Origin of the sequence: Teretinema zuelzerae (assembly GCF_021021555.1) — a bacterium.
GTDB lineage: Bacteria > Spirochaetota > Spirochaetia > Treponematales > Treponemataceae > Teretinema > Teretinema zuelzerae.
In genome coordinates this window covers 1,050,840-1,076,796 of record NZ_JAINWA010000001.1, presented here as the reverse complement: position 1 = coordinate 1,076,796, position 25,957 = coordinate 1,050,840, and the positions used below count along the sequence as shown (strand labels likewise).

The window sequence follows — 25,957 nt, the reverse complement described above, 5'->3', positions numbered from 1 at the left end:
CGCGCGCCGGCGGCGGCATTCGCCGAGCTCCGGCGCGCACCGCTTTTTTCTTCGGAGGTTTTCATGTCGACTACACGACTTTCCGTTCAGGCCCGTACAGAATCGCGCTGGGGAATTCTGTTCATTTCGCCCTGGATCATCGGCTTCATGGTGTTCACTTTCATACCGATGATCGCGTCTCTCTTTTTTTCCTTCACCCGCTACAGCGGCCGCAACAGCCCCGAATGGATCGGCTTTCATAATTTTACAACCCTGTTTACGGATCCCAAGGTCTGGAACAGTCTGAAGGTCACATTTAAATTCGCGCTTATTTCGATACCGCTCAATCTGGTCGCCGGGTTCTTCCTCGCGTATCTGCTGAATCAAAACGTCAGAGGCATGAAGGTGTGGCGGACTGTGCTGTATCTTCCGGCAATGCTTTCCGGAGTAGTCGTCGCCATGCTGTGGCGGGGCCTCTTCGACGACCGCTACGGACTCGTCAATTATCTGCTTCGCCAGGTCGGCCTTCCCGGACCGCAATGGCTTCTCGATCCGAAATACACGCTGTATTGCTTTATCTTTCTTTCCATATGGGGAGTCGGCGGCGGCATGATCATCTATCTCGCGGGGCTTCAGGGAATCCAGACATCGTACTACGAAGCGGCGGAGCTCGACGGCTGCAACCGCATTCAGCAGCTCGTCCATATCACCATCCCCCATATGACCCCGATCATTTTTTTCAATCTGGTCATGGGCATAATCGGAACCTTCCAGTATTTTGCCGAACCGATGATTTTGACTAAGGGCGGCCCTGCCGAATCCACCATGTTCTATAATCTGTATCTCTATAACAATGCGTTCAAGTATCAGTCGATGGGCTATGCCTCGGCTCTTGCCTGGGTGCTTTTTCTTCTTGTGATGGTTCTGACTCTGCTGGTTTTCAGAAGCTCCAGCATGTGGGTCTTTTATGAAGGCGAGGTGAAAGGCAAATGAAAACCGCAAAATCGTTGTATCGCTCAAAGGAAAAGATCGACGCCCGGTACCGTTCGATATCGCTTGCGATCATTCTCGTCGCCTGCGTCGGAGTTCTCATCCCGATGCTCTATATGATAGGCGGATCGCTTTCGTCGAAGCAGGTCATCCGCACCGTTCCGACTTCCATCATTCCCCTTGAGGGAAAACAGGTCGTGCTTGAAGGCGAGGGAATTCCCCGAAACAAGTATTTCGTATACATGGTTGAGATCGACGGCGCGAAACGCGAGCTCGCGTACGTGGGAAAGGAAAACCGGATGTGGGTGTACGCGAATCCCGACAATCCCGACGAGCGGTATTCGGCCCCTCCTGCGACTCCGGACGATCGGGTCGCCGCCGTGCGCTTAAACTGGTCCAACTATCCGGAGGCTTTGACCAAATCGCCCTTTCCCCGCTTTATTGCGAACACTCTGTTCATCATGGTGTTCGCGGTTCTCGGAACGCTTATATCCACGACCCTCGTCGCGTACGGTTTCTCCCGGTTTTATTTTCCGGGCAGGAATATCGTGTTCATCATTCTGCTCTCGACCATGATGCTGCCGGCTCAGGTTTCGCTCATTCCCAGTTTCATCGTCTTCCAGAAACTGGGATGGTATAATACCTGGCTCCCGCTGATCGTTCCGTCTTTTTTCGCGGTGAGCGCCTACAACGTGTTTTTGGTCCGCCAGTTCCTGATGGGCCTTCCGCGGGAACTCGACGACGCCGCCAAAATCGACGGCTGCGGGCCGATCAGAATTTTGTGGAACGTCATCATTCCGCAATCGACTCCTGTGCTGGTCACCATCACCGTTTTCGCCATCGTGTATTGGTGGAATGAATATTACTACTCGCTGATTTATCTGCACGACCAGGTGAAATTCACGGTGGCTTTGGGCCTGCAGTCTTTCGACGCCCTGTACTTCAACAATAATTCCCTGAAAGCGGCCGCGACGACCATGATGATGATGCCTCCGATCATTCTCTTTTTCATCTTCCAGCGCTACTTCATACAGGGGACGGTCGTTTCGGGCGTGAAGGGCTAGGCCGATGTACGCGATAAAGGTCTACGCGATTCCGGAGAACCCGGTCCAGGCAGCGCACAGCTGGAAAAAAACCGGATTCGACTGGGTTATGGTCGGCCCTGATTGCGTTCCGCCGGGACGGGCAGACGGCAACGAGGCGCAACCCGGAAAAGACGCGTTTCTGCATTTCATCGCGGCGATAAAAAACGCGGGGCTTTTATGGAGCGCGATCGAGCCGGTGTTTCTCGCCATGGAGGGCGACGCCGATGCCGATCTCGCCCGTACGATGGAGGGGGCTCCCGCGGTAGACGACTGGGTGCGCTTCGTCTGTCCGACCAGGGACGGTCCTCGCAGGCGTTTTTTCGAACGGTTTGAGCGCCGTCTTTCCTGGTTTCCGGACGGAATCAGCTTCGATTTTGCGCGTTTTTTCGGCTTCTGGGAGATGATCGGACCGGAACGCGAAACCGGCGGCGGTCGGTCGCCGCGTGCCGGAAGTCTCTCTGCCCTCGACAGGATAAAAGCGACGTGCGGTTGTCCTTCCTGCAAAGCCGACCAGGATGATTTTTTCGATTCGTTTGGAAAGTCCGGGGCTTCCGTTTCGCGCGATCCCGGCCTGTGGCGAACCGAAAAGGTGCGATCCCGATTGGCGTCGGCAGCGGAATTCGCTCGACGCCGCTGTCCGAACATCAGGATCGGCCTGCATACGGTTCCCTGGACAGCGGACGAGTACGGAGGCGCTGTCGCGTCTCTCCTGGGACAGGAGATTGAAACCCTGTCTTCCCTGGTCGATTATCTGACGCCGATGGCCTATCATCATATGACAGGCAGAGAGCCTGACTGGATAGCCCGGGTTGTGCACGATCAGCGGGAGCGAAGCGGAGGCCTCGTTCCCGTCGTTCCCTGCATTCAGGCTTCGCCCTGTTATACGGAGCGAAGCTTGGCTGCCGACGAGTTTCATGCGTCTGTGATGAACGCGCTCGAAAGTCCATCGGGTGGTCTGGCCGTATACTCTCACGAAACTCTTTTCCGCCAGCCGGAAAAAATAGAAATTGTCGCGTCCTGCCTTGCGGGGCGAACCGAGCCGTAGCTCTTTTATCGGAGGTCTTTCATGCCGCATTTTACAAAAGGATCGAATCGCATGCTGATAGTTGGAATTGTCTTCGCCGCTGCCGCGGCCCTGGTATTCTTAGGTTTTCTATGCGCTTTTTCAGGATCTCAAATACGCGATCGCGCGCGAATGCCCGAAAGCGGAGCTCGCGTTCACTTTGCGGGTTTGCGCGCCTCGAATTACGGGATCAAGCCGTTTCCTGACAACGAGCTGTGGGATCTGTACGCGGCGGAGATGGAAGAGCTGTATCCCGGAAGCGTCGGCTCATTCGTGTGGATCGCCGGGACCGTAACCGGAACTCCATCGAACAGAATCTGTACCGTCAATTATCCGCTGGGAAATAAAGCGGCGGGAGTCAACGACTTTCCCGTCGATATGAACGCGGATTTTCTCGAGCTCTGCGACCGTCGCGGCTATGCGGTCTGGATTCAAGTCGAGCCCGGCGACACGGCCGACCTTGCCGCGCTGGCTGAGGAAACCATGAAGCTTTACAAGCATCATCCGTCGGTGCGCGGTTTCGGGGTCGACGTCGAGTGGTATAAGTCCGCCGGCACCGACGGCTGGGGTACCGCTATTACCGACGATCTTGCGAAGGACATCGACCGGAGAATCAAAAAAGTCGACAAGCGCTTTTCTCTTTTTTTGAAGCACTGGGATCCGGCGTGGATGCCGCCGACGTACCGCAGCGACATCATCTTTGTGAACGATAGCCAGTACAACGGGAGCCTGGAGGCTATGAAGGAAACCTTCGACGCCTGGTCCCGTCATTTTTATCCGAATCCGGTGATGTACCAAATCGGCTATGAATCCGATGAACATTATTGGGGCGCATTGGAGAATCCCTTGAAGGATCTCGGCATGCATCTTGCCGCCGGCCTTCCTGACGATCAAAGTCTTTCTATAATATGGGTGGATTTCACCTTGCGCAAAATGATGGCCCGCAGAGGCGTTCCTGTTAACAGTGCTCAATAGTTTTGATACTATGATTGTTATGAAGAGGAATCCTCAATGGCAGTAACGATTCATGATGTGGCGAAAGCGGCCGGCGTCTCCCATACAACGGTCTCATGGACAATCCATGGGCATCCGGGAATCACGGAAGAGACAAAGGCCAGGGTCCTCAAGGCTATTGAGGAACTCGATTATCATCCCAACTATCTTGCCAGAAGTTTGGTGAGCGGCAAGACACATACCATCGCCGTCGTCGCGTCGTTCTTTTCGTCTCCCTACGAGATGGAAGTGATGAAGGGCATCGAGCAGGCCATCGTCGAAACTCCCTCCGGTTATCTGATCACCTTGTATTCCACGTTGAACGAGGATGAGCGGGTCCTGAAGGAGATCGTGCACGGCCGCAGAGCCGACGCGGCGATCGCCCTGAGCATCTGTCCGTCCGAGGAAACCGTGGCGCTGTACCAGAAGAATAAAATTCCGCTTGTCGTGATCGACGAAAACGCGCCGGGCACCCTTGGCATCCAGCTGGATAATTTTCAGGGCGGATATGCGGGGACGGAGCATCTGCTCTCTCGCGGCAGGAAAAAGCCCGGGCTTGTAATCGGTTCGGTCGGTGAGTACTACCACCTCAGCCAGAGAGAACGAAAACGCGGGTTTATTCAAGCGCTGGTGGAGAGAAATATTTCCTACGATCCTTCGATGATTCTCTCGATCGAAAACTATTATTTCGAAGAAGGAAAGGCCGTCCTCGATAAAGCGCTCGAGCTCGGCATGGATTCGCTGTTCTGCGCCGCCGGCGACGAGGTCGCAATGGGCATTCTGTTCGCCGCGAAGAACCGCGGTTTGGACATTCCTTCCGAACTGTCCCTGGTCGGCTACGACGACATTTCGGGCGCGGCTCTCGTTACTCCCGCCCTGACCACCGTCAATCAGCCCCTTTCCCACATCGGAAAGTGCGCCTATCAGGAAACCCTCGCGCTTCTCAAATCTTGCGTGTTCGAAGAAAAAACCATCCTCTATAAACCGAAACTCATCGTTCGCGCCTCAAGCTGACCGCGCATCACGGTGCCCGCTAGCACTCACGCTTACCGTTCGCGCATCACGGTGACAGCTAGCTGTTACGGTCTTCGCGCGCCCGCGCATCACGGTGACAGCTAACACTCACGCTTACCGTTCGCGGGTCACGGTGATAGCTATCGCTTACGCTTACCGTGCACGCATCACGGTGATAGCTATCTGTTACGGTCTTCGCGCGCCCGCGCGCCACTGTGCCCGCTAGCGCTCACGCTTACCGTGCACGCATCACGGTGATAGCTATCTGTTACGGTCTTCGCGCGCCCGCGCAACACGGTGCCCGCTAGCACTCACGCTTACCGCTAGCGCTCACGGTCTTCGCGCGCGCATCACGGTGCCCGCTAGCACTCACGGTCTTCGCGCGCGAATTACGGTGGTCGCTAGCACTCACGCTTACCGCCCGCGCATCACGGTGACCGCTAGAGCTCACGGTCTTCGCGCGCGCATCACGGTGACCGCTAGCGCATCACGGTGACCGCCCGCGCACCACGGTGACCGCTTGCAGTCACGGTCTTCGCCCACGCAACACGGTGCCCGCTAGCACTCACGGTCTTCGCGCGTCCGCTCAGCCTCTGCGCGAGTGGATGCGTTCGAAGGTTTTCATCCAGCGGCCGGTGCGGTAATAGACGAAGGCGACCAGGGTGCCGACTATCCAGCCGGTGGGGAAGGCGAACCAGACGCCCTGCAGTCCCAGCAGCCGGGAAAGCGCGAAGGCTGTCGGCACGCGGACCAGCCACATGGCGACCAGCGTGCTCGCGAGCGGAATCAGGGTTTCTCCCGCGCCGCGGATTACGCCGTTGAGCATGAACATAACGGAAAATACGACGAAGAACGGGCCGATGATCCGCAGGTACCCCGCGCCCGCCTCCAGAACGCCCGGATCGGAATTGAACATGGCTACCAGCGCGTCTCCGGCGAAATGGAAAACCGCCGCGGCCGCGATCGATATGCTTACGGAAAAGATCAAAGCCGCGTTCAACCCGCGCCTGACCCGTTCCGGCTTGCCGGCTCCCAGGTTCTGCCCGACGAAGGTGGAAAGCGCCATGCCGATCGTCATCGCCGGAAGAGACGCGATGCTCTCGATCCTCGTCGCTGCGGCGTAGCCGGCGATCGCGTCGGTGCCGAAACCGTTGACGATTCCCGTCATAGTGCTGATCCCGAGCGCCACGAGCGACTGCTGTATCCCGGAAGGAATCCCGATCCTGACGCTGGACATGAAAATCTCGCGGTCGAACCTGAGCTTGCGGAAATCGACGCGCAACAGCTCGTGCGTCCTGTTGAGATATGCAAGCGCGAGGCCGAGCGCGACCCCCTGGCTGATGATGGTCGCCACGGCGACTCCCATCACTCCCCAATGAAACACGATCACAAAAAGGAGATCGAGCGCGATGTTGAGCACGGTGGAAATCGCGAGCATCCACAAAGGGTTTTTCGAATCACCGAGCCCCCGCAAAATTCCGCTGACGGTATTGAACCCCAGGAAAAAGAGCATGCCCAGACTATAGAGCCTCAAATACAAGGCCGCCTGGGGAAGCACTTCCGGCGGGCTCTGCAGCAGCATCATGATCGGTTCTGCGCCGAAAAACCCGACCGCCGTCAGAACCAGTCCCGCCCAAAAGGTAAAAAGGTAATTCGTCTCGATCGAAAGTCTGACCCGCTCCGAATCGCGCGCCCCGTGAAACTGGGAAATCAGAATGTTCGCGCCCATCGAGAGGCCCATGAACAGCGACAACAGCAGAAAAATGACCGGAAAACTCGCGCCGACGGCAGCCAGCGCCTCCTTGCCCACCCAGTTTCCGACGACCACGCTGTCGACCATATTGTACAACTGCTGAAACAGATTCCCGAACAGCATCGGAATCGAAAACGAAACGAGCAGCCGCGCCTCGTTCCCCTCTGTCAAATCTTTCATGGTCCATCCTTCGCCCCGCATTCGGCGCATATCATAAGTATACTCAATTTGTTTTTTTATAGGAACAAGACCGAGGCCGGGAGTCTTTGCAGGCTCGCAATCCTCTCCGCGCAGCCGGCGCGTCCGAAAATCCCGACCCCTTCGTCAACGCCCCCGCCTGCCGCCATGCTCTGTCCCCCTGACGCCGCGACGTGTTACAATCCAGGCGGTACTCTCGCCCGAGACAAACAAAAAAGGAGCGCGCATAATGGAAAAAATCGAATATCAGGGAAATCCCGGCCTCATGAAAAAAATCGAGTTCATTATGGAAGCCGATAAAATCAAGTCCATCCTGAGGAAAAGCCGGCTTTTCGACGACAGCCGCTGCGAGAACGACGCGGAGCACTCCTGGACCATCGCCCTTATGGCCTATTTGTTCCGCGAGTACGCGAACGCGGAAGTGGACATCGAGCGTGTCATGTTCATGCTCCTCATTCACGATATCGTGGAAGTGGACGCCGGAGACACCTTTTTGTACGCGGCCGCGCGCGCGGACGCCCATGAAAAGGAGCGGAAATCTGCGGAACGGGTGTTCGGCATCCTCGATTCAAGCCAACGCGATTTCTGCCTCGCCGTCTGGGAGGAATTCGAGGCCCGCGAAACCCCGGAGGCGCAATTCGCCTCGGTATTCGACCGTTTCGAGCCCCTGCTTCAGAATTACGCGACGAAGGGGCATACCTGGAAGCAGTTCGGCATAACAGCCGACCGGGTTTTGGAAATGAACCGCCACATCGCCGCCGGATCTGCCGAGATCTGGGCTTTTCTCGAATGGCTCATCAACGATTCCGTCAGGCGGGGATATCTTGCCCCGGCCGCGGCTCAGCAGTGAGCCGGTTTTATCCCGATTTTCGCTTTTCGCCTGTTTCCTCTGTCCCCCAATGGTTGTATTATAAGGTATAAGGAGAGAAAAAATATGGAATACGACATAAGCATCAACCCCGAGCGGGAATCAACCCGCCAGGCCTTTATGACCGGAGTCTACGGCTGGATGGTCGCCGCCCTTTCGCTCAGCGGCGTGTCCGCGTGGTTCGTGGCGAACTCCGTCCCCCTGCAGCGCATCATTTTCGGGAATACCTTTGTGTTTTTCGGACTTATCATCGGCGAGCTCGCCCTGGTCTGGTGGCTTTCCGCTTCCATTCGCAAAATCAGCGCGAGCGCGGCGGTTACCGCCTTCCTCGCCTACTCCCTGCTCAACGGCGCGACCCTCGCGAGCGTCTTTCTCGTCTACACCGGACAGTCAGTCGTGCAGATTTTCGGCGTAACCGCCCTGACCTTCGGAGCCATGAGCCTCTACGGCATGAAAGCAAAGTCCGACCTCCGCTCGATGGGCCGCTACCTGTCGATGGCCGTCATCGGAATCGTGATTGCCATCGCGGTGAACATGTTCCTCCGCTCGAGCGCCTTCGACATCCTCATTTCAATCGTAACCGTGGTCGTGTTCACCGGTCTTACCGCTTGGGACACCCAGAAGCTCATGCTTCTCGCCGACCGCGCCGACGGCTCGGACACCTACAAAAAGGTTGCGATCATCGGAGCTTTGGAACTCTATCTCGATTTCATCAACATCTTCCTCGCCCTCATCCGACTTTTCGGAAAGAGAAACTGATTCTAAGCCGCGCACTCTAATGAAAAGACCGGACGGCCATTCGCCGTCCGGTCTTTTTTTTCATTTCAGCGCGGCTCCGCCTGCGGTGTTCCTCTCTGTGCATGCGGAGATTGCCCCGCGTACGGGCGCGCTCAATAGCCGCGGCGCGTGCTCCAGAGCGCGTTTCCGGAAACATCGCGGAAGGTCAGGTCGTAAAAGCCGTCGCCTCTGGCGATGTCGAGAAATCCGAACTCCCTTGCGCGGAACCATCGGGACTGAGGCGACTCGTATTCCGGCTCGGGGTCTGGCTTTCCGCCCATGGCCCCGATGACGGCGTACGCGGTTTTTCCGTGTTCCAGAAACTCCATGTAGTGGTTGTGGCCGCTCGCCACGAGATCGACCCCCGCTTCTTCCAGAATCGGGCTAACCGTTTCGATCATGTCGGGGTGGTCGAACCAGTTTTTTCCGGTGTGGGCGTCCACGTATCCCGACGAATAGAAAAAGCAATGGGTCAGCACGATAACCAGTTCTTCGCGGGGAATCGAACAGAGCGTTTCTTCGAGCCATCGTTTCTGCTCGCCGTCGAATTCCTCCGTGCCCCAGGAAAGGTCGAGGGCTATCAGATGGACCTTCCCGGAATCAGCCCTCCAGTACCGGTCGCGCGAAAAAATGCTTTTGTAGCGGCCGGCTCCGCCGACTATCGCGTCGTGGTTTCCCATGAGGGTCGCCGCCGGCGTGCCGCCCAGCCCCTGAGCGAACGCAGTCGCCGCCTCTTCAAGATAGCTTCCCGGAAATCCCGTTTCGGCCATGTCGCCGAGGCAGACGAAGGCGTCGTAGCCGCCTTTACCGATCGAGTCGAGAATCCGCTCGGTCGCTTCGGCTTTCCGCTTTGGGCTTCCGAAGTGCGGATCGGAGGAGAGCGCGATTCTGTCGAGCGGGTGGGGCGGGGCGGGCGTCGTCAGGAGATGCGGCTGTTCGTAGCCGCCAACGCGGTTCGTCCCCGCGATGAGCATGCCGCACGCGAGCATGAGAAGCCCGCTCGACGCGCAGGCGAGGGCGAATTGAAGCGCCCTGAAAAAGCGGCAAGCTCTTCCCTCGCTTGTACCGCGGAAAAACAGGCCGCGAACAAGCGCGATGAAAAGCGCGAGTACCAGAGGAAACGAGGCGAAGAGGGCCGGAACGAGAAAATAGGTCCGGTAGACGGGGTTCCAGGCCAGCAGTCCCGGGCTTCCGTGTGAGCGGGATATCCAGAGCGTTATTCCCGTTCCGAGTAAGGCCGAGTAGCAGCTCAGCAGCAGCGCCGTCTGTTTGAATCTGGCCGAGGGTTTCTGTTCTTCGGATTCCATATCTCTGCCTTTGCGCGCGTCTCTTCCGTTCATGCTCGTTTCCTCCGTTTACTATCAGGGCTCCAGGGCGAAAGACAGAACCTTTCCCGGCTTCAGGACTGAAGCGGTCCAGGCGTTGAATTCCTCGCGGGAAAGATCTTTCGCCTTGTCTTTGAGCATCGTCAGTTCGCTCAAAGGCACGTCGTTCAGGACAGCCTCGGTCAAGAGATCGGGCCACGCTTCGTTGGTCCGCATGTTTTCTTCAAGCTGCTTTTGATGGATGGCGAGAGCCGCTTCCCATGCCCGCTCATCGATTTTTCCGCTTGCGATGGCGGCCAGCTCGGCCTTGGCGGCTTCTTCAAGCTCTATGCGTTTTTCAGGAGCGCAGGTAAAATCGATCGTAATGAGGGTTCGCGAAAAGGGCTGTTTAAATTGATTGACCGTTACCTGCCATCCGTAGACGCCGCCCTTGTCCTCCCTCAGGACTTCTCTCAACCTGATCTTTAAAACCTCGGCGAGCACGGAGGCGTAGTGGCGGTATTCGTATTTCCAGGGGCCTTCCTCGACCAATACCAGAGCGGCTTTGGCGGAAGCGTCTTTTCCCCCGGCGAGGACTTTTTCGTAGGGGCCGGCTACGGTTCTGATTCCCGGATCGCGCGGTTTTTCCTGCTTTGCTTCCTGGGCCGGGAGCGACGCTATCCATCTGCATACCAGGTCTTCGAGCCGGGATTCGAGATAGTCTCCGCAGACAATGAATGTGAGGTCGGCGGGGTTGCCGAAGAGTCGGGCTTTTACCGCGGCTGCCCGGTCTCCTGAGAGCGAGGGGATTCCGCCGCTTCCGGGTTGAGCCATCCGCGGATCGAAGCCGACGAGGGCGTCCTGAATCTCCTTTGAATACAGGTATTCGGGATTTTGAGCGTTTGCCCGGTACCAGGCCTGTACGTTTTCGACGACCGCTTTCTCTGCTTTGTCGTCCCTTCGGGGCATCGCGAGATGCGCATGGACGAGTTTGAAGAAGCGCTCCATATCGTCGGGATCCGCGGGATCGGTCTCCCCTGTCAGCTGGACATCGGCGAGCTTGTACGTAAAAGAAACGCGGGCTCTTTTCCCGGTGAGGTAGGCGCCCAGCTCCTCGAGAGACAGATCGGCTGCTCCGTTGTTTCCCAGGATGCTGGAGGCCATTACGCCGTTCCAGTATTCGTCGTCGGCGAGGATCGAAAGGCCGCCGGGAGCGACAGCCTTCATCCTGAAATCGTTTTTGGTGAGATTGTTGCGGTATGTATAGAGAACGATTCCGTTCGAAAGAGTCCACTTCATGAAGGGCGTTCCGCTCACGCTTTCCTTTGACGCGATCGTGCCCGGCGCGGGAGGATTCGGAACGAGTTCCTTCATGGCGATTTCCTCTCCGGCCTGCGTTGCCGTCTTGCGGTACCGCGCCGTCAGTTCTTCCATTTTTTGTCCGTCGATCTTGCCTGAATCGGAGGCGTTCTGGGCGACCGAAACGACGGCGGAGGGAGAGGGGTACGCATACTTCTGTATCCAGCCGTCCACGTCTTTTTTCTTCGTTTTTTTTGCGGAAGCGAGGAGCGAATCCCATGCGCTTTCGCCGAACGGATACATGACTCCCATGGCCAGCGTCTGGGCGATCGCGTTTGCCTTCTGGTCGCTGGTTACGTTCATTTTTTGCGTAAGCCAGGCTCCGTGCCTGTCCGTGAGCGTTTTGATTCCGAGTTCGTATTCCTGATCGGTAATGCCGTGTTCTTCGATTTTTCTCAGTTCGACGAAGAGGCTTTCCAGCGCTTTTTCGTCCATTCCCTTCCGGGGCAGCAGCTGAATCCCGTATTCCCGTGCGTTGCCGAGAGAGGTCGCCCAATACATGAACGCCTTCTGTACGCCGGTGTCCGTATCCCGTTCAAGGGCTCCCAGCCGCTGGTTCACCGCCTGCGCGGCGATGGAGGCCCTTGCGTCGAGCAGCTGCTGTTCAAGAATGCCGGAGGGAACCGCGTTTTCTACGTTCATCCACATGTAAAAATCCTGGCCGAGGCTCGAGTCTTCGTGGACGCGCCAAGAATCCTTTTTCACGTTTTTGAAGCGAGGAATCGAGGTTTCCGTGTTGCGTGCGCCCGCCGTTCCGCCGAAGCCGGAAACGAACTTTTTTTCCAGCAAGCGGATCAGCTCGTCTTCGTCGCAGTCGCCCACGGCTATGATCGTCATCCGATCGGCCGTATATCCGGCCTCGGCGAATTGTTCGATATCGGCGGCGGTGATCCTGTCGAGGCTTTCATGGGTGCCGATTACCGTTTTGCCCTCGTATGGCGATCCCCTGGTCAGCTCTTCCATGAGCGCGTCCTGGAGACGGCCCTGCATGGACTCCCTGCTGAGTCTGATTTCTTCATGCACGACGTTCCGCTCGCGGTCCATCTGCGCCTGATCGACGACGGGGCCCTGCGCCCAGTCTTCCAATATGTCGATTCCCTTCTCTATCGCCGCCGGATCGTCCGCCGGCAGGCTCAGCTTGTACTGGGTTTCGCCGTAGCTCGTATAAGCGTTCACTTCAGGTCCGAACGCCATGCCGATCGATTCGGCGAAATGCACTATGTCTCCGGCTTTGTAGCGCGATGTTCCTAAAAACTGAAGGTGTTCCAGAAAGTGGGCGGTGCCCTCCAGTCCCTCCCGATCCTGCAAACTTCCCGTCCGCACCGAGAGGCGGAGTTCGAGCTTTCCCGGCGGATTCGAGTTGCGGAGAATCACATACTCCATCCCGTTCGGAAGAGTTCCGCGCTTCGCCGCCGCTTCGATGCTCTCTGTCGCGCTTTTCTGGACGGTACCCGCGGTCGATCCGCATCCCGCCGCAAAAAGCCCCGCTCCGGCCGCAGCCGCCAACAGGAAATGTCTTAATTTCATCGGTTATGTACTCCTTGATTTTTGATTCGCTCCCACGAGTGTATCATCATTTCTTTAATCATTCCGGTGTATAATCGAGAATGAGATTAAGATTAAGATTAAAGTAGAAAGGAGGTTAAGCTATGAGGGTGTTGATAATCGGCGCGAGCCGGAATCCCGAACGGTATTCGAATATGGCGATGAATCGGCTTATCGCCGCAGGCCACGAGGCTCTCCTGTTCAATCCGGGGATCGACGAAATAGACGGCATGCCGGTGCACCGCGATCTGGCGCAGGTTTCGGGCCCTATCGACACCGTTACTCTCTACGTCTCTCCTCGGCACCTGGAGCCCCTGATCGATTCGATCATCGCGCTTTCGCCCAGCCGCGTCATCGCGAACCCGGGAACAGAAAATTCCGAGTTCGCCCGGCGCTTTCAAAACGCGGGCATCCGCTACGTGGAAGCCTGCACCCTCGTGCTTCTTTCGACCGGCCAGTTCTAAGGGCAAGGCGTCTATCTCACGGCAGAGAGCACTCGATGATAATCGGCAGATGATCCGATATCGCGAGCGTTCCCCGGGAACGGACGCGGTAGTCGCTGACGGTGATGTTCTTGCCGGTAAAATAATAGTCGAGCGTCCGGTCCGGCTTTGAACCGTAATTCGGCCAATGCGTGAAGCATCTTTCCGCTTCCTGTCCGTCGACGGCCTCGAGCGGCGGGAATCCTGCGAATTCTTCGTACAGCCGTTTGATCTCGGACTCGGTCTGGAAATACGGTTTTTCGTTTTCCGGCAGACGAGAATACGCCTCGCCGGGCGGCAGCAGGTTAAAATCTCCCCCGATTACCCACGAACCTCCCGTCTCTTCCTTCTCTGCGAGCATGGAGGAAACCTTTTCCGCCTGCCGTTGCATCGTATCGGTTCCCTGGGCGAAGGCGTCCATATGCACGCTGAACGCGGAAAAAGGCGCGCCGCCTTCGACCGGGAACACCGCTTCCAAAACCGCCCGTTTGAACTGGAGATTCCTCATGACCGGATTATTGGGCATCAGGGGGAGCTGGCGCCTGACCGAGCGGGTCATCCGGTATTTGGAGATCACCGCGAGCTTCATCCCGACGCTTCCCATGATTTTCGGATGCGGAACGAAAGACGCCTTCCAGTACCAGGCAGCGGTTCTGGCCGAATACTCTTTCGGAAGCAGCTTCATGAGGCGTTCAAGCTGATCATCGCCGTCCGTGCGTTTCGCGCCCGAATCCAGCTCCTGTAAAAGAACGATGTCCGGGTTTTCTTCAGCGATGATCCGCGCAGCTTCGCCGAAGGTAACGGCTATGTCCTGCTTCGACGGCCTTTCGTCCGGCCCGGATCCGTCCCATTCGTCGAAGAAAAAGACGTAGTTCTTTCCCGCCATGAACTGCACGTTCCAGCACAAAATTTTTATCTTCTGCCCCTGTTTCAGGACAGGCTCTTCTCCCGTCGACACGATCTTTTGTTCTTCGATATCGCGGGGATGATAGGTCGATAGATAAAAGACTCCCGCGGCGAGCAGAAGGACCGCGGCCGCGGTAGCGGATGCGCGGCGAAGGATGTTCAACACGCGTTTCATTGTCCGCTTCGCCTTGCAGAACCCGAGCGCGCGGAGATCCAGCCCAGAATATCCTGTTCGACTTCCTCGCGATTCTGTTCATTGAGAATTTCGTGGCGTGCATTCGGATAGAGCTTGAGCGAGAGGTCTGCGACTCCTCTTTTCTTGTATTCCCTGTAGAGTTTTCCCGCGCCTTTGCGGCCGCCGACGGGATCGACGTCGCCCGAGAACAGGGCGATCGGGAGGTTCGCCGGAACTTTTTCGAGGTTGCGCTTCTGGTGGATGCGCTTGAGAAAATCGGCAAGATCGTAGAAGAATCCGGCGGTGAAGACTCCTCCGCACCAGGGATCCCCGACGTACTTGTCCACCTCGGCGTCCACGCTCGACAGCCAGTCGAAGGCGGTGCGGTTCGGCCGGAAGCTGTTATTGAATGAACCGAAGGAAAGCGTATTGAGCTTTTCGCTCCGCCGGTTTCTGCCGTGCTTTTTGATCTCGCTTTTTGCGACGAGCTTCGCGAGGTCGGCCATGACGCCGATCGAGCCGTTGCTTCCCGAGAGCACCATGCCGGAGATGGAATCTCCGTATCTCTGCGCGAAGCCCTGGGCTACGAACGAGCCCATGCTGTGGGCGATAAGAAAGACCGGAACTGCGCCGAAGTCCTCGCGCAGCTTCGAGATCATCAGACGGGCATCTTCGACGAGGAGGTCCATGCCGTCCGAATCGGCGATGATTCCGATTGCCTCGTCCGAACCGGCTGTCCTTCCGTGTCCCCGCTGGTCGTAGGCATAGACCGCGTATCCCGCTTCCGAGAGCGCGGCGGCGAGACTCGAGAACCTCGCCGCGTGGTCCGCCATGCCGTGAAGCACGAGCGCGCAGCCTTTCACCGGCGTATCAGCGGCCGGGATCCATTGAGAACAATATAATTCCGTTCCGTCGCCCGAGCGGATTCTTTCTTCCTTCATCGTCGCCTTGTGTTCCGTTTTGTCCATGTCTTTCTCCTTCATCGATTTTCGTGCATCACTCTATTTCCATAGCGGCTATCGTCAGATCGTCCTTATTTTCCGCGCCCCCTGCAAACGCGAAAAAAGTTTCCAGCGTTTTATCGATAAGGGCGTCGAGATCTTCGAAAAAGAATTTTTTCAACGTATCGACCAGCCTCGTTTCGCCGAACTGCTCACCCTCCGCGTTGGCGCGTTCGACCAGGCAGTCCGTATAGAGAAGGATGCGGTCTCCCTGTTCGAAGGGAATCTCCGCGTCCTGAAGCATATCGCGCGCGTCGTCCCGGATGCCGATGACGGTTCCGGCCGTGTCGAGCATCGTGATCTTTTTCTTTCTTCTGCTGAGCAAAATCGCCCGCGGATGGCCGGCGTTGCTGAAATGAAGACGGCCTTCTCCGTCGTATTTTACCATGAAAGACGTCAGGTAATGCGTCGTGTCGAGGCGGCACAGATCGTCGTTGACGCGGGAGAGGATGGCGGCCGGCGAGGTTTCGCTGCGGGCGGCCTCGGAGTACGCCTTAACCGCCAGTATGGCGTAGAGCGCCGCAGGCATGCCGTGGCCGGATACGTCTCCGATGTACATCAGATAGCCGCCGTCGAGCGTTTTGGCGAAGTGGTAAAAATCTCCGCTTACTTCGCGCAGAGGCTTGTACCGCACAGCGATCCGCACCGGCCAGTCGGGAATGCGCTCCGGGAGCAGGGCTTGCTGGACAGATCCGGCCATCACGAGTTCTCTCTGGATTTTTTCGTCGCGGAGGCTTATTTCCTGCAGAGACTTGTCCAGGGCCGCGGTTCGCTCTTCCACCTTGCGCTCGAGCGTCGCGTTCAGTTCTTCTATCTGGTTCATTGATTTCGCGAAGCGAACCGAAAGAATCGTCGCGATGCCGCTGACATAGGCGAACATCGCGAAGGGAGTGAGCCAGAATCCGATGAACAGAACCATCCGTATTCCCCGCGAAAGCAGGATGTCGTGGGCGATCGCCGCGCATACGAAGGCGAAGGTTGAGAACATGATGCGCGCGTCGGCGGATTTGCGGTAGTTTTTGACGAGGGTGCGGAAGAGTTCGAAGAACGGAAAAATCCAGGTGTATTGAATGAAATAGACGTTCAGGTTGTACCAGTGCAGATGGTTTCGCATCGCGGCCAGGGCCGCAAGGCAGACCGCCGAAAAAACGTAGTATCCGTAATGGAAACGCGTCTGTTTTTCCCGGAAAAAAGATAGAACAAAGGCCATTAACAGCGGTATGGCCGCGTACATGCTGCCGAATTCAAGCTTCTGCAATAACCTGAAATTCGAGATGAACTCGTATTTGATGTCGGTCCGGCATGCCGAGTAAAGCGCGAAGGCGATCGAAAAGAGGCTGTACAGGAGATTTTCCTTCTGCCTGGTCCGCTTGGAGTAAAGCAGGAGAAAATACGCGAAGAAAACGAAATACACTACCGGGAAGGCGAGCTCCCTCATTCCTCTACGGAAAAAGGCGGACCGCATCGCGTCGTAGTCCCCGATGAAATAGTTTCCGCGCCCGGGCAGCTCGTCGGCTCGCCAAGTGTTTCGAACTCTGACCGCGAGCACGTTTTCCTCTCCCGGGCGCAGGGCGTGCGCGGGGATCTCGTATTGTCTGAGCCGGTTGCTCGCGTGCGAACTCGGGTCGTCGATAGACCCGGACGTGCCGATAAGCGTTCCGTTCCAGCGGGTTTCATCGACGTCGGCGATCTTCCCGAGCTGTATGCCGAGGGCCTTTTGCGGATAGCCTTCCGGAAGCCTGATTCGGACGCGGTACCAGTACACCGCGCCTTCGCTTCTTTCAAGGCGCTTCAAGTCTCCGGGGGAGAGCGGAAGGGAAAGCAGCGGCCAGAGCGAGTCGTCGAAGCCGGGCGCCGCGTATTCGGGAGAATCGCCGGAAGAGAACCGTACGGCTTCTCTGTTGTCCAGGGCGAGCCTGTCTTCCCAGTTATGGAGGACTGCGACCGGCGAGGAGAAGGCCTTCGCAAGGAAAGCGGCCAGAAAAAAAAGCAACGCAGACGATGTTCGTTTCATGTTCCGCACCTCTCTCCGCCAGTATAGACGCGGCTCGGAATCGGCGCCTGCATTAACAAGCATGATCTGTGGTACTTTCAGTCAGTATTTTCCGGCATTCCGGCCGCGGGTCATCTCTGGCGGTAGGCTTTCGGAAGCTCGAACAGGCTGACGTTGACGGTGAACGGGCCGAACGGCGTTGCGAAGGGAATGGCGATGATGGGCTGCTTGTCCGGCCAGGCTACTTGTGGTTTTGCCCCTGCACGACGATGGGCACGGATATCTCTATGCGGTATTCTTCGAGCTTGTTCGAGGCCTGAGCCGCTATTACGTTGACGAGTTCCCCTACCAGTCTGTTGATCAGGTTTTCCCGTTCTTCCTGAGTAACCCAGGTGACTCAGGATCGCGTCAGGAGCTTGTCGGTGAGCACCCGCGTCAAGCGAATCGCGACCACGCCGATTGCGTTCCCCGTGAGCACCATGACCGCGGAAATATCCCAGCGGTGCGTGTGCGCCCGCTCGTCCAGATGCACCTCTCCGGGCATCGGCTGAACCTGGAACATTTGTTCGAAAACCGTGATTGTCGAGGAGAGAAAGGGGTTTATCAGGCGCACGTTCATACCTCCGAGAATAACGTATTTTTACGCGAATAGCGATGCTCAACGGATAGAAGAATGCCAAATTTCCGGGAGACACGGCGCGGGAAAAAAGATATATTTCGGTATGACGTATATCGGAGAAATCGCCGCGCTCGGCACGGCTCTGTCGTGGACTCTCGCCGCCCTTTTTATGGAGAACGCCGTTTCCCGGGTCGGCGTTCTGCCGGTGAACACTCTGAAGGTTGCCTTCGGCACCCTCTATCTCGCCCTCGTCTCCTTCGCTCTTACCGGCCATTTCCTTCCTCAGGGCGTCGCCGCCTCGTCATGGCTTTTTCTGGGCGCTTCGGGCTTCGTCGGCTTCGTGATAGGCGATTATTTTCTATTAAATGCGTACGTGTATATCGGTTCGGCAACCGCCATGCTCCTCATGTCCTTGTCGGTTCCCCTGACCGCCGCCGCAGCCTTTTTACTATACGGAGAGCGACTCGGCCCCTGGTCCCTGGCGGGCATGGCCCTCTGCGTTTCCGGCATTTCGGTTACGATAGCGGGAGGCCGTGAAAGAAACGCTCCTCAGAACGAGTCTTCGGCCGAGCGGCGTTTTTATGTCAAAGGCGTGGCGTTCGGCGTGCTGTCCGCCGTCTCCATGGCAGCCGGCACCCTGCTCACCAAAGCGGGCGCCGCGGGCGTCGATTCGGTAGCGGCCACCCAGATCCGCATCGGCAGCGCTTTCGCCGGTTTTTTCCTGGTGGCGGCGTTCTCCCGCAAGCTTTGCGACGTCCGCGCGGCTATTCTCGATCGAAAGGCCCTGGGAATCATCAGCCTGGGCGCCGTATTCGGCCCTTTCATCGGGGTCGGCCTCCTGTTGTTCGCGATACAACACGCCGGAGCGGGCATCGTCTCGACGCTAAGTTCTCTGTCCCCGGTGTTTCTGCTGCCTCCTACCGCTTTCATCCTGAAGCGTAAGGTCACCGCCTCCCAGGCCGGAGGCGCGGTGCTCGCCATGCTGGGGCTCGCCCTGATTTTCCGCTGAGCTTTCTTGGACGGTCTTGCCGCCATCAGGTCGAACGGACTTTACAAGGAAATTCTGGACAAATACGGTTTGTGAGGGGCATACTGTCTATCATATTTTGCAATTTCCGATGGAGCCCATGAAACACTCTGAATCCCGCCGTCCTGTAATAGGCGTATTAATCAACCAAATAGAAGGCCGCTATCAGTCCCTCATACGCAAGGGGCTTTCCGATTTCGCGGAGGACGCCGGGGTTTCGCTGAAAACCTATGTCGGCAGGTCCCTGGGGTCACCGTACGGGAACGAGGACTCCTTCAACGAAATATACAGCCTCGCCCGGGGCTCCCTGCATGAAAGCGCTCCCCAGGGCCTGGTTGTCACCGCAGGCTCCATCGGCAGCTTTCTCGAACCGCTGAAAAACCGCGAGTTCCTCGAATCTTTCGGAAACATTCCCCTCGTTACCATCGGGATGAGCCTTTCCGGGTTTCCGTCGGTAGAAACCGACAACTCGCTCGGCATGGCCGCCCTCGTCGATCATGCGGCGACAGTCCACGGCTTCGAGCGTTTCGCCTTTCTCTCCGGCCCGGACCAGAGCCAGGACGCCGCGATGCGTTTCGATTCATGGAAGGCGGCCCTCGACCGGCACGGAATTCCGGAGAGCCGGAGAATCGTATATCGGGGCGATCTGAGCTACCGTTGCGGCCAGGCAATCGCCTCCCGGCTGGACGTTTCGGGTCCGCTGCCCTTCGACATCCTTTCCTGCGCCAACGACGACATGGCCCTCGGTTTCATAGAAGCGATGAGCAGGAGGGGGCTCCTTTGTCCCCGCGACTACGCGATAACGGGCTTCGACGATATACCGGAAGCCGGCTTTCTCACGCCGCTGTTGACGACTGTGCATCAGCCGTTGTACGAACAGGCTTTCAATGCGGGCCGCATTCTGCTCATGAAGATAGCCGATCCATCCTTCGAGGCGCCGGCGGAAAATCGCCTGCGGTGCGCGCCGGTCTTCCGCGAGTCTTGCGGCTGCTCACCGGTTCCTCTAATCCGTACGCGGCGTCCTGCCGGGGAAGACCTCTCTCCTGCCGCCGGCCGTGCGGAAAGAGCCGCCGTGTCCGAGTGGCTGACGCGCGAGCTGCAGCTGACCGGCTCGGCGCAAAGCCAGGCTCTGGACGCCTACACCTCGCTGTGCAACTCGGCTTCCCTCGACTTGCGAAAGTTCGTCGAGCGTCCGCTGTTCCTTCAGGTGTTCTCGGGTCTTCTGGATTCGACCGGCGGCTGGAGCGATTTCTCGAACCGCTGGCATGTGCTGCTGTCCCTCGTGCGCAGAAGCCTTTCGGATTCTCCTTCCGATATGCGTACTCTGCGCTACCTGGAGGACCTGTTCGCGAGCGCTTTCGCCCTGCTTACCCAGAAGTCGGGCGAGCATCACGCCCGTGAGCTTTCCTTCCTCCGCGACACGCAGTACCTCTTCCGCGATCTGTCTTTCAAGCTCGGCTCCGTCGCCGACGAAGCGGCTCTGCGCGAAACCCTCGCCGCGATCGTTCCCCTGATGGGTTTTACCCGAGTCGTCCTGGCCCTCCACCGGAACGGAGCAAAGGCTCTGAAAACGCAGGACGAGGAGGGCGGCTTCTACGACGACGCGGAACTGTTTCCCTGTTTCGACGCCGGGGGAGGACGGGATTCCGTCCGGATGCCGCTGCTCGGAAACAGGGAGTCGTACGGCTACATTATTCTGGAAGGATCGGGAGTCGACCCGGTGGTGTTCGAGTCCCTGCGGGACCAGATTTCTCAGGCCCTCGAATCGCTTTCTCTCCGAAGGGAGCGGGATTCCGCGGACCTGGCTTTGCGCGAAAGCGAGGAACGCTACCGCGATATCGCCGCCGCCGTACCTGTCATGATTTTAGAGACGGACACGCTTCTCAGGATCACCTACGCGAACCCGAGCGCGCTTAAAGGCCTCTGCCTGCAAGAGGCGGGAGGCTTGACCTCTCTGAAGAAATTCCTTGAGGCCGACGACGCGTCCGCCGTCGACGAGCTCGTTCACCGGCTCGATCGAGAGCGGATACTCGACTATCCGGGGCTGAGGCTCATCTGTCCGGAACATAAGCGCTACATTCCGGTTGCGCGGATATCCGGCATCGTGGACCGCAAGGGAAATCTGCGGAGCATCCGGTGGAACGCCCTCGATCCGCTGACCTTCCTGGGAGACGGCCTCCTTCCGGACAGCGATTTCTTCGCGAACCGCAACATTACGAAGCGCGAGAAGGAAATAATCGAGCTGCAGCTGCAGGGCTACCGGATCAAGGACATCGCGGAGAAACTGTTCATCGCGGAAAGCACGGTCAAGGGGCACCTGACCCAGGTCTACAACAAGCTGGGAATCACCGGCAAGGGAGAGCTCCTGCGGCTTCTCAAAGACGAGCAGGGAGGCCGCTACGGCTTCAGCGCCTACGTTCTTTCCCTCGTGAACCGTTTATTGTCGATAGAAGACCCCTCGTAGCCAGGCTCCCGGCGCGATCGGCAAAAAAGCAGTACTTTTAGTACTGGAGAAATGACGACCGCCGGTATCTTTTGCATTCTCCCCGAGGTTGTAGCATGACTGTAGAGGAGGATGAATCATGAACAAGAAATTCACGATTCTGCTGTTGACGTCTCTTATCGCGGGGACTCTTTTTTTGTCGTGCGGGATGAATGTGGACGCGGTTGAGGAAACAGAACCTAATTCCGTAGAACGGGCGGTTCAGAACTGGTCTCTGTGGGAGCCTATGAACAGCTTTAATACCGGCGTCTGGAACAAGGCGACCTGGTCGAACGGCGGCATGTTCAACTGCGGCTTCAAGGCCGATCATGGTTATTTCCAGAACGGACAGCTCGTGCTCAAGCTCGACAACGTCGCGAGCTCCGGCAAGCCCTATTCGAGCGGAGAATACCGCACGAACAACACCTTTTCCTACGGAACCTTCGAAGTCAACATGAAGGCTGCCAAAGCCTCGGGAACCGTCACCTCGTTCTTTCTCTACACCGGAAGCCCCTGGGACGAAATCGACGTGGAAATCCTCGGTAAGGACACGACGAAGGTCCAGTTCAACTATTACGTCAACGGAGTCGGCGGCCATGAGAAGATCGTTGACCTCGGCTTCGACTCGGCCTACGGCTTCCACAAATACGCCATCGAATACGGCAACGGCTACATCAACTGGTATGTCGACGGCAAGTGGAAATGGGGCGTAAACAATAACGGCATGAACGCACCCAAGGGAGCCGCCATGCCGAGCCACCCCATGCAGATCATGGTGAACCTGTGGCCGGGAACCGGCGTCGACAGCTGGCTCGGACCCTTCAGGTACTCCAGCCCCCTGTACGCGTATTACGACTACGTGAAATTCACGCCGAAATAAGGCGTCGCCCGCATACGGCGTAGACTTATTTGGTTTAATTCCGGGAAGGGGCGCTGCTTCTTCCCGGATCGCGTAGAATACATAAGATAAGGATTGAGTCATGAGTCAGTACATTTCGGCAAGAACCGGAAAGAAACAGCCTGAAAGCTTTTTAAGCGGGCTGTTTTCTTCGCATTTTAAAGGCGCGTCCGACGCGCTCTTCCTGAGCAGCCGCTGCGATTCAGCCGTCGGCGTTTGCGGGCTTCCCTTCAAGGCTCCGGTTTTGAAGGAACTGGCGAAAAAGGAAGCGTTCGGCGCGTATTTCAGACAGTTGAAAGAAGAAGGCTCCTCCTGCCTCTTCTGTTTCGACGGAGAAAGCGGCCTTTCCGCCTTTCGCTCGAACGGGTCGTCGGTCTCCTCCTCTCCGATACCCGAAGCGGCGAAGGCCGAAATGCTCGCGGTTCTTTCCGCGGTGCCCGGATGGGCAGGATCGATCAACACGGAGGGCGAGCACGTCATCGATCTGAAAACCCCGTCCCCGGGGCCGCACTTCTTCGTCAACCTCCTCCTCGGAAACCGGATGGGCTTCGCGAATCCTCTGCAGACCACGCCGAAAAGCGTGGTGGACCGGCTCGGCAGGGGAAGCTTCCGCTCCCACGCCGCGTCCCAGGTTCTCGCGACCCGCTGGGACATGCGGCAGGAGGAGAACGGCTTTCCCTGCAACCGCCAGTTTTACCTCGCTGAAAACGGCTCGCAGATTTTCTACTCGGCCGACCCCGATTCTCCCGACGTAGTCCGGGGCTCCTGCGTGCACGGGCAAAACCATACCCGCATTTCCTACGAAACCTCCTGCGGCCTCACCATCGGGAGAACCATCTTTTTGCCCATGCAGGAAGCTGGCCTTCCGCTCGCGGTCGAGATCCAGCGGATCGGCATCGCGAACATGAGTTCGAAAACACGTAAGCTCCGCCTCGTGTACACCGGAATGTTCGGACCGACCAAGCCGCCGGCGCTTCAGGAAGACGTGCTGTACAGCAACATCATCATGGAAGGCGGCCTTCTCCTCAACGACGACGGCACGGTCCGCGCGGCGAGCCCCCGCTACTTCCCCGCGCAGGATCGGGACGACCTCCGCTTTCACAGCATGGTCGTACGCACGCCGAAGGGAAACGCCTTTCCCGACGAATACTGCCTTAACTACAACGACTTCGTCGGAAGGGGGACGCTCGAGTCTCCCGACGGCCTTGCGTCTCTGCCGAACGAACTGTACCGCAAGGGTCCGGGATTTTTCGCCCTCGCCGCCGAGTTCGTCCTTGAACCCGGGGAGACGATCGTCGTAGATAACTTCACCGGTCTCGTCTCCAAAAAGACGAATCCCGATTTTTCAAACGAATCGCTTGCCAAGGAAGTGGACGCGCTGCTGAACCGCTATCGCGAACCCGACTCCGTGAGGGCTTCCCTGCAGGCGGCTCTCGATTTCTTCAGGCAGTATGCCTCGTTCTTCCGGCTCGAGACGGGGCGGAAGGATTTTTCCGCGTACTGCAGCCGCAACCTTCCCTTTCAGGTGCTCTACCAAACCTTCGTTTCCCGCTCCTTCGGCCAAACCCAGAAAGGCTACCGGGAGATCGGCTTCAGGGAGATCCAGGATCTCTTCGCGTCGATGTACTATTTCCACGCGCAGGGGAAAAGCTCCTTCGCGAAGCAGCTGTTGGTCGAATGGATCTCCCAGGTGCACGAGTTCGGCTTCGCGAACCATAACTTTTTCTGGGAAGGAAAGGAGGCGGGCAAGTGGTCCGACGACGCGCTGTGGCTTCACCAGGCGGTCGGGCGCTACGTGCATTTGACAGGAGACGCCGCCTTCCTCGACGAGCAGGTCGAGATGGCCGGATCGGGCGGAAAGAAGCGCTCCGTATTCGAAACCCTTCTCGCCGCCGTCCGCTACTCCGCGGAAATCTCGGTCGGACGCCACGGCCTTCCGCTCCTGGACCGCGCCGACTGGAACGATTGCCTCCGCCTGGACCGCAACTACGATTCCGGCCCGGAAAAACAAAAGATCTACGCTGAAAAAGGACGCTACAGTTCGGACTGCACCGAAAGCGTCATGAACGCCTTCCTCGCGATAATCGCCGCCCGGGAGCTCAAATCCCTTGCCGATCTGAAGGGAGACTCGGCGGCCTCCGCACAGCTTTCCCGCACGGCCGGCTCGCTCGCTGAAGCCGTCCGCGCCCACGCCTGGAAGGGAAACGCCTACGCGCGCCTTCTCTTTAACCAGTATCCGGGCTTCGCGTACGCAGGAGCGGACGGAGACGGGCTCGACACCGACGGCAGCGGCGGAACCTTCTTCCTCAACAGCTTTTCCTGGTCCATTCTTTCAGGTGTTGCCGACGAAAAACAGATCGCCTCGATGCTCGAGGTTGTCCGCACAAAACTGAAAACCCCGCACGGACTCAAGCTCGTTTCTCCGAACGATCTGAGCCGGGTCGTGCCGGACGCGGCGAGCGCCGAGTATTTCCCCGGCGACCGCGAAAACGGGGCGGTGTTCAAGCACGCAAGCATGATGGCCGTTTCCGCGATGCTGGACGCGGCTAAAAGCGTGTCCGACGCGGAGCTCGCGCGGAATCTGGCCGAGGAAGCCTGGACCATGATCGACCTCGTCTATCCCGGCCGCTCCATGGCCGATCCCTTCGTGCTGGCGGGAAATCCGCGGTTTTGCACCCAGTACAACAACAGCGAGACCGGCGAAAACATCGGTCCCCTGCTGAGCGGTACCTCGACCTGGTTCATTCTGGCCCTGCTCAAGGCCTACGGCATCGAGCTTTCCGGCAAGGGCTTGGTCATGGACCCCGTTCTGCGGGCAGATGAAAATAGGGCTGAATTGAAATTGACGATGGGAGATGCCGTGCTCGATATCCGCTACTCGAAGCCGGCCGGTTTCCGTCGCGCGAAGGATTCGCCTCTCTCCGTCTCGTTCGACGGCCGGGCTCTCGAAGGCAACGTAATCGCGCTCCCCCTTTCTCCGGGATCGCATACGCTCAGCGTCGAGTTCGCGTGATTCTCAGCGCCCCGGCTTGTCCGGGGCGTTTTTTTCCTTCATCCGCTTGCTGTACATTACTTCCAGGTAGAGGTTTTCCACCTGCGTTCGCGCCCATTCGGTCTGGCGCAAAAACTTCAAGCTCGATTTGACGCTGGGATGGCTATAAAAACAATTTATTTTGATTCTCCGATTCATTTCGATCCAGCCCAGTTCGTCGACCAGCCTGGTGACTATTTTTTCCAGCGTTATGCCGTGGAGCGGATTGTTGGGCTGCTCTTCCTTCGGCTCTGCCTTGACTACCGCGCTCTCGCCGGTTTCTGCCGGTTGCGCTTTTTGTCGTTCTTCGTCCTGCGGCGTTCGTTCGATCATACGGCGGCGTCCTTTCCAGTCAGTGTATTCGCTTGCCCGCCCCGAGAGGCGACTACCCAGTCTCCGACCGAGTATCCGTTTC

The 25,957-nt window shown here is 57.8% G+C and carries 20 protein-coding genes and 1 pseudogene; 12 read left to right on the top strand and 9 right to left on the bottom strand.

Annotation, left to right across the window (positions count from 1 at the left end):
- Positions 1–63 precede the first annotated feature (63 nt).
- The 5 genes from K7J14_RS04920 to K7J14_RS04900 are packed head-to-tail and all read left to right on the top strand — an operon-like array spanning position 64 to position 5,124.
- Positions 64–972 (top strand): carbohydrate ABC transporter permease, encoded by a 909-nt coding sequence (locus tag K7J14_RS04920; protein WP_230753852.1) that lies wholly within the window; start codon positions 64–66, stop codon positions 970–972.
- Positions 969–2,033, top strand: a complete 1,065-nt coding sequence (locus K7J14_RS04915) for a carbohydrate ABC transporter permease (RefSeq protein WP_230753849.1) — start codon at positions 969–971, stop codon at positions 2,031–2,033. The genes K7J14_RS04920 and K7J14_RS04915 overlap by 4 nt, the downstream gene beginning before the upstream one ends.
- 4 nt (positions 2,034–2,037) lie before the next feature.
- Positions 2,038–3,099 carry a putative glycoside hydrolase gene (locus K7J14_RS04910; RefSeq protein ID WP_230753845.1) on the top strand — a complete coding sequence of 354 codons (1,062 nt, stop codon included), beginning with the start codon at positions 2,038–2,040 and terminating at the stop codon, positions 3,097–3,099.
- A 21-nt stretch (positions 3,100–3,120) separates the two neighbouring features.
- Positions 3,121–4,092, top strand: coding sequence for a hypothetical protein (locus K7J14_RS04905; protein WP_230753843.1), 972 nt, complete (start codon positions 3,121–3,123; stop codon positions 4,090–4,092).
- Between the two features lie 36 nt (positions 4,093–4,128).
- The gene (locus K7J14_RS04900; RefSeq protein ID WP_230753840.1) at positions 4,129–5,124 is read left to right on the top strand and encodes a LacI family DNA-binding transcriptional regulator; all 996 of its coding nucleotides are present in this window, start codon (positions 4,129–4,131) and stop codon (positions 5,122–5,124) included.
- Between the two features lie 586 nt (positions 5,125–5,710).
- Here K7J14_RS04900 and K7J14_RS04895 read toward each other — a convergent pair.
- Positions 5,711–7,087: an MATE family efflux transporter gene (locus K7J14_RS04895; protein ID WP_230753838.1), complete on the bottom strand. Its 1,377-nt coding sequence runs from the start codon at positions 7,085–7,087 to the stop codon at positions 5,711–5,713.
- A 217-nt stretch (positions 7,088–7,304) separates the two neighbouring features.
- Here K7J14_RS04895 and K7J14_RS04890 point away from each other — a divergent pair, with 217 nt between their 5' ends.
- Together K7J14_RS04890 and K7J14_RS04885 are read left to right on the top strand one after the other, a co-directional pair.
- The gene (locus tag K7J14_RS04890) at positions 7,305–7,925 is read left to right on the top strand and encodes an HD domain-containing protein (RefSeq protein WP_230753836.1); all 621 of its coding nucleotides are present in this window, start codon (positions 7,305–7,307) and stop codon (positions 7,923–7,925) included.
- An 84-nt stretch (positions 7,926–8,009) separates the two neighbouring features.
- Entirely contained in the window at positions 8,010–8,702 is a 693-nt protein-coding gene (locus K7J14_RS04885; protein WP_230753834.1) for a Bax inhibitor-1/YccA family protein, read from the top strand.
- A 131-nt stretch (positions 8,703–8,833) separates the two neighbouring features.
- On the opposite strand, the gene K7J14_RS04880 is transcribed toward K7J14_RS04885, so the two are convergent.
- Positions 8,834–10,060: a metallophosphoesterase family protein gene (locus tag K7J14_RS04880; protein ID WP_230753832.1), complete on the bottom strand. Its 1,227-nt coding sequence runs from the start codon at positions 10,058–10,060 to the stop codon at positions 8,834–8,836.
- Positions 10,061–10,081: 21 nt separating this feature from the next.
- Entirely contained in the window at positions 10,082–12,910 is a 2,829-nt protein-coding gene (locus K7J14_RS04875; RefSeq protein ID WP_230753830.1) for a M16 family metallopeptidase, read from the bottom strand.
- A gap of 122 nt (positions 12,911–13,032) precedes the next feature.
- On the opposite strand from K7J14_RS04875, the gene K7J14_RS04870 reads away from it, so the two are divergent.
- Positions 13,033–13,392 (top strand): CoA-binding protein, encoded by a 360-nt coding sequence (locus K7J14_RS04870; protein WP_230753827.1) that lies wholly within the window; start codon positions 13,033–13,035, stop codon positions 13,390–13,392.
- A 16-nt stretch (positions 13,393–13,408) separates the two neighbouring features.
- On the opposite strand, the gene K7J14_RS04865 is transcribed toward K7J14_RS04870, so the two are convergent.
- From K7J14_RS04865 to K7J14_RS04850, 5 genes and pseudogenes are all read right to left on the bottom strand, one after another.
- Positions 13,409–14,491: an endonuclease/exonuclease/phosphatase family protein gene (locus K7J14_RS04865; RefSeq protein ID WP_230753824.1), complete on the bottom strand. Its 1,083-nt coding sequence runs from the start codon at positions 14,489–14,491 to the stop codon at positions 13,409–13,411.
- A complete protein-coding gene (locus tag K7J14_RS04860) occupies positions 14,488–15,459 on the bottom strand; it encodes an alpha/beta hydrolase (protein ID WP_230753822.1) in 972 nt (323 codons plus the stop codon). Before K7J14_RS04860 ends, K7J14_RS04865 begins: the two co-directional genes overlap by 4 nt.
- 28 nt (positions 15,460–15,487) lie before the next feature.
- Positions 15,488–17,506, bottom strand: a complete 2,019-nt coding sequence (locus K7J14_RS04855) for a PP2C family protein-serine/threonine phosphatase (protein WP_230753820.1) — start codon at positions 17,504–17,506, stop codon at positions 15,488–15,490.
- Positions 17,507–17,726: 220 nt separating this feature from the next.
- Positions 17,727–17,855 (bottom strand): annotated as a pseudogene (locus K7J14_RS16345) (chemotaxis protein CheX); the annotation flags it as partial.
- Between the two features lie 27 nt (positions 17,856–17,882).
- The gene (locus tag K7J14_RS04850; protein ID WP_230753818.1) at positions 17,883–18,104 is read right to left on the bottom strand and encodes a hypothetical protein; all 222 of its coding nucleotides are present in this window, start codon (positions 18,102–18,104) and stop codon (positions 17,883–17,885) included.
- A 103-nt stretch (positions 18,105–18,207) separates the two neighbouring features.
- Between K7J14_RS04850 and K7J14_RS04845 the strand changes: the two genes are divergently transcribed.
- From K7J14_RS04845 to K7J14_RS04830, 4 genes are all read left to right on the top strand, one after another.
- Complete coding sequence (locus K7J14_RS04845; protein ID WP_230753817.1) at positions 18,208–19,113, top strand: DMT family transporter; 906 nt, start codon at positions 18,208–18,210, stop codon at positions 19,111–19,113.
- A 118-nt stretch (positions 19,114–19,231) separates the two neighbouring features.
- Positions 19,232–21,595, top strand: a complete 2,364-nt coding sequence (locus K7J14_RS04840; protein ID WP_230753815.1) for a substrate-binding domain-containing protein — start codon at positions 19,232–19,234, stop codon at positions 21,593–21,595.
- A 118-nt stretch (positions 21,596–21,713) separates the two neighbouring features.
- Positions 21,714–22,493, top strand: coding sequence for a family 16 glycosylhydrolase (locus K7J14_RS04835; protein ID WP_230753813.1), 780 nt, complete (start codon positions 21,714–21,716; stop codon positions 22,491–22,493).
- Positions 22,494–22,593: 100 nt separating this feature from the next.
- Positions 22,594–25,524 (top strand): GH36-type glycosyl hydrolase domain-containing protein, encoded by a 2,931-nt coding sequence (locus tag K7J14_RS04830; RefSeq protein WP_230753811.1) that lies wholly within the window; start codon positions 22,594–22,596, stop codon positions 25,522–25,524.
- Positions 25,525–25,527: 3 nt separating this feature from the next.
- Here the strand turns inward: K7J14_RS04830 and K7J14_RS04825 are convergent, their stop codons facing one another.
- Positions 25,528–25,875, bottom strand: a complete 348-nt coding sequence (locus K7J14_RS04825; RefSeq protein ID WP_230753809.1) for a VF530 family protein — start codon at positions 25,873–25,875, stop codon at positions 25,528–25,530.
- Positions 25,876–25,957: the final 82 nt, after the last annotated feature.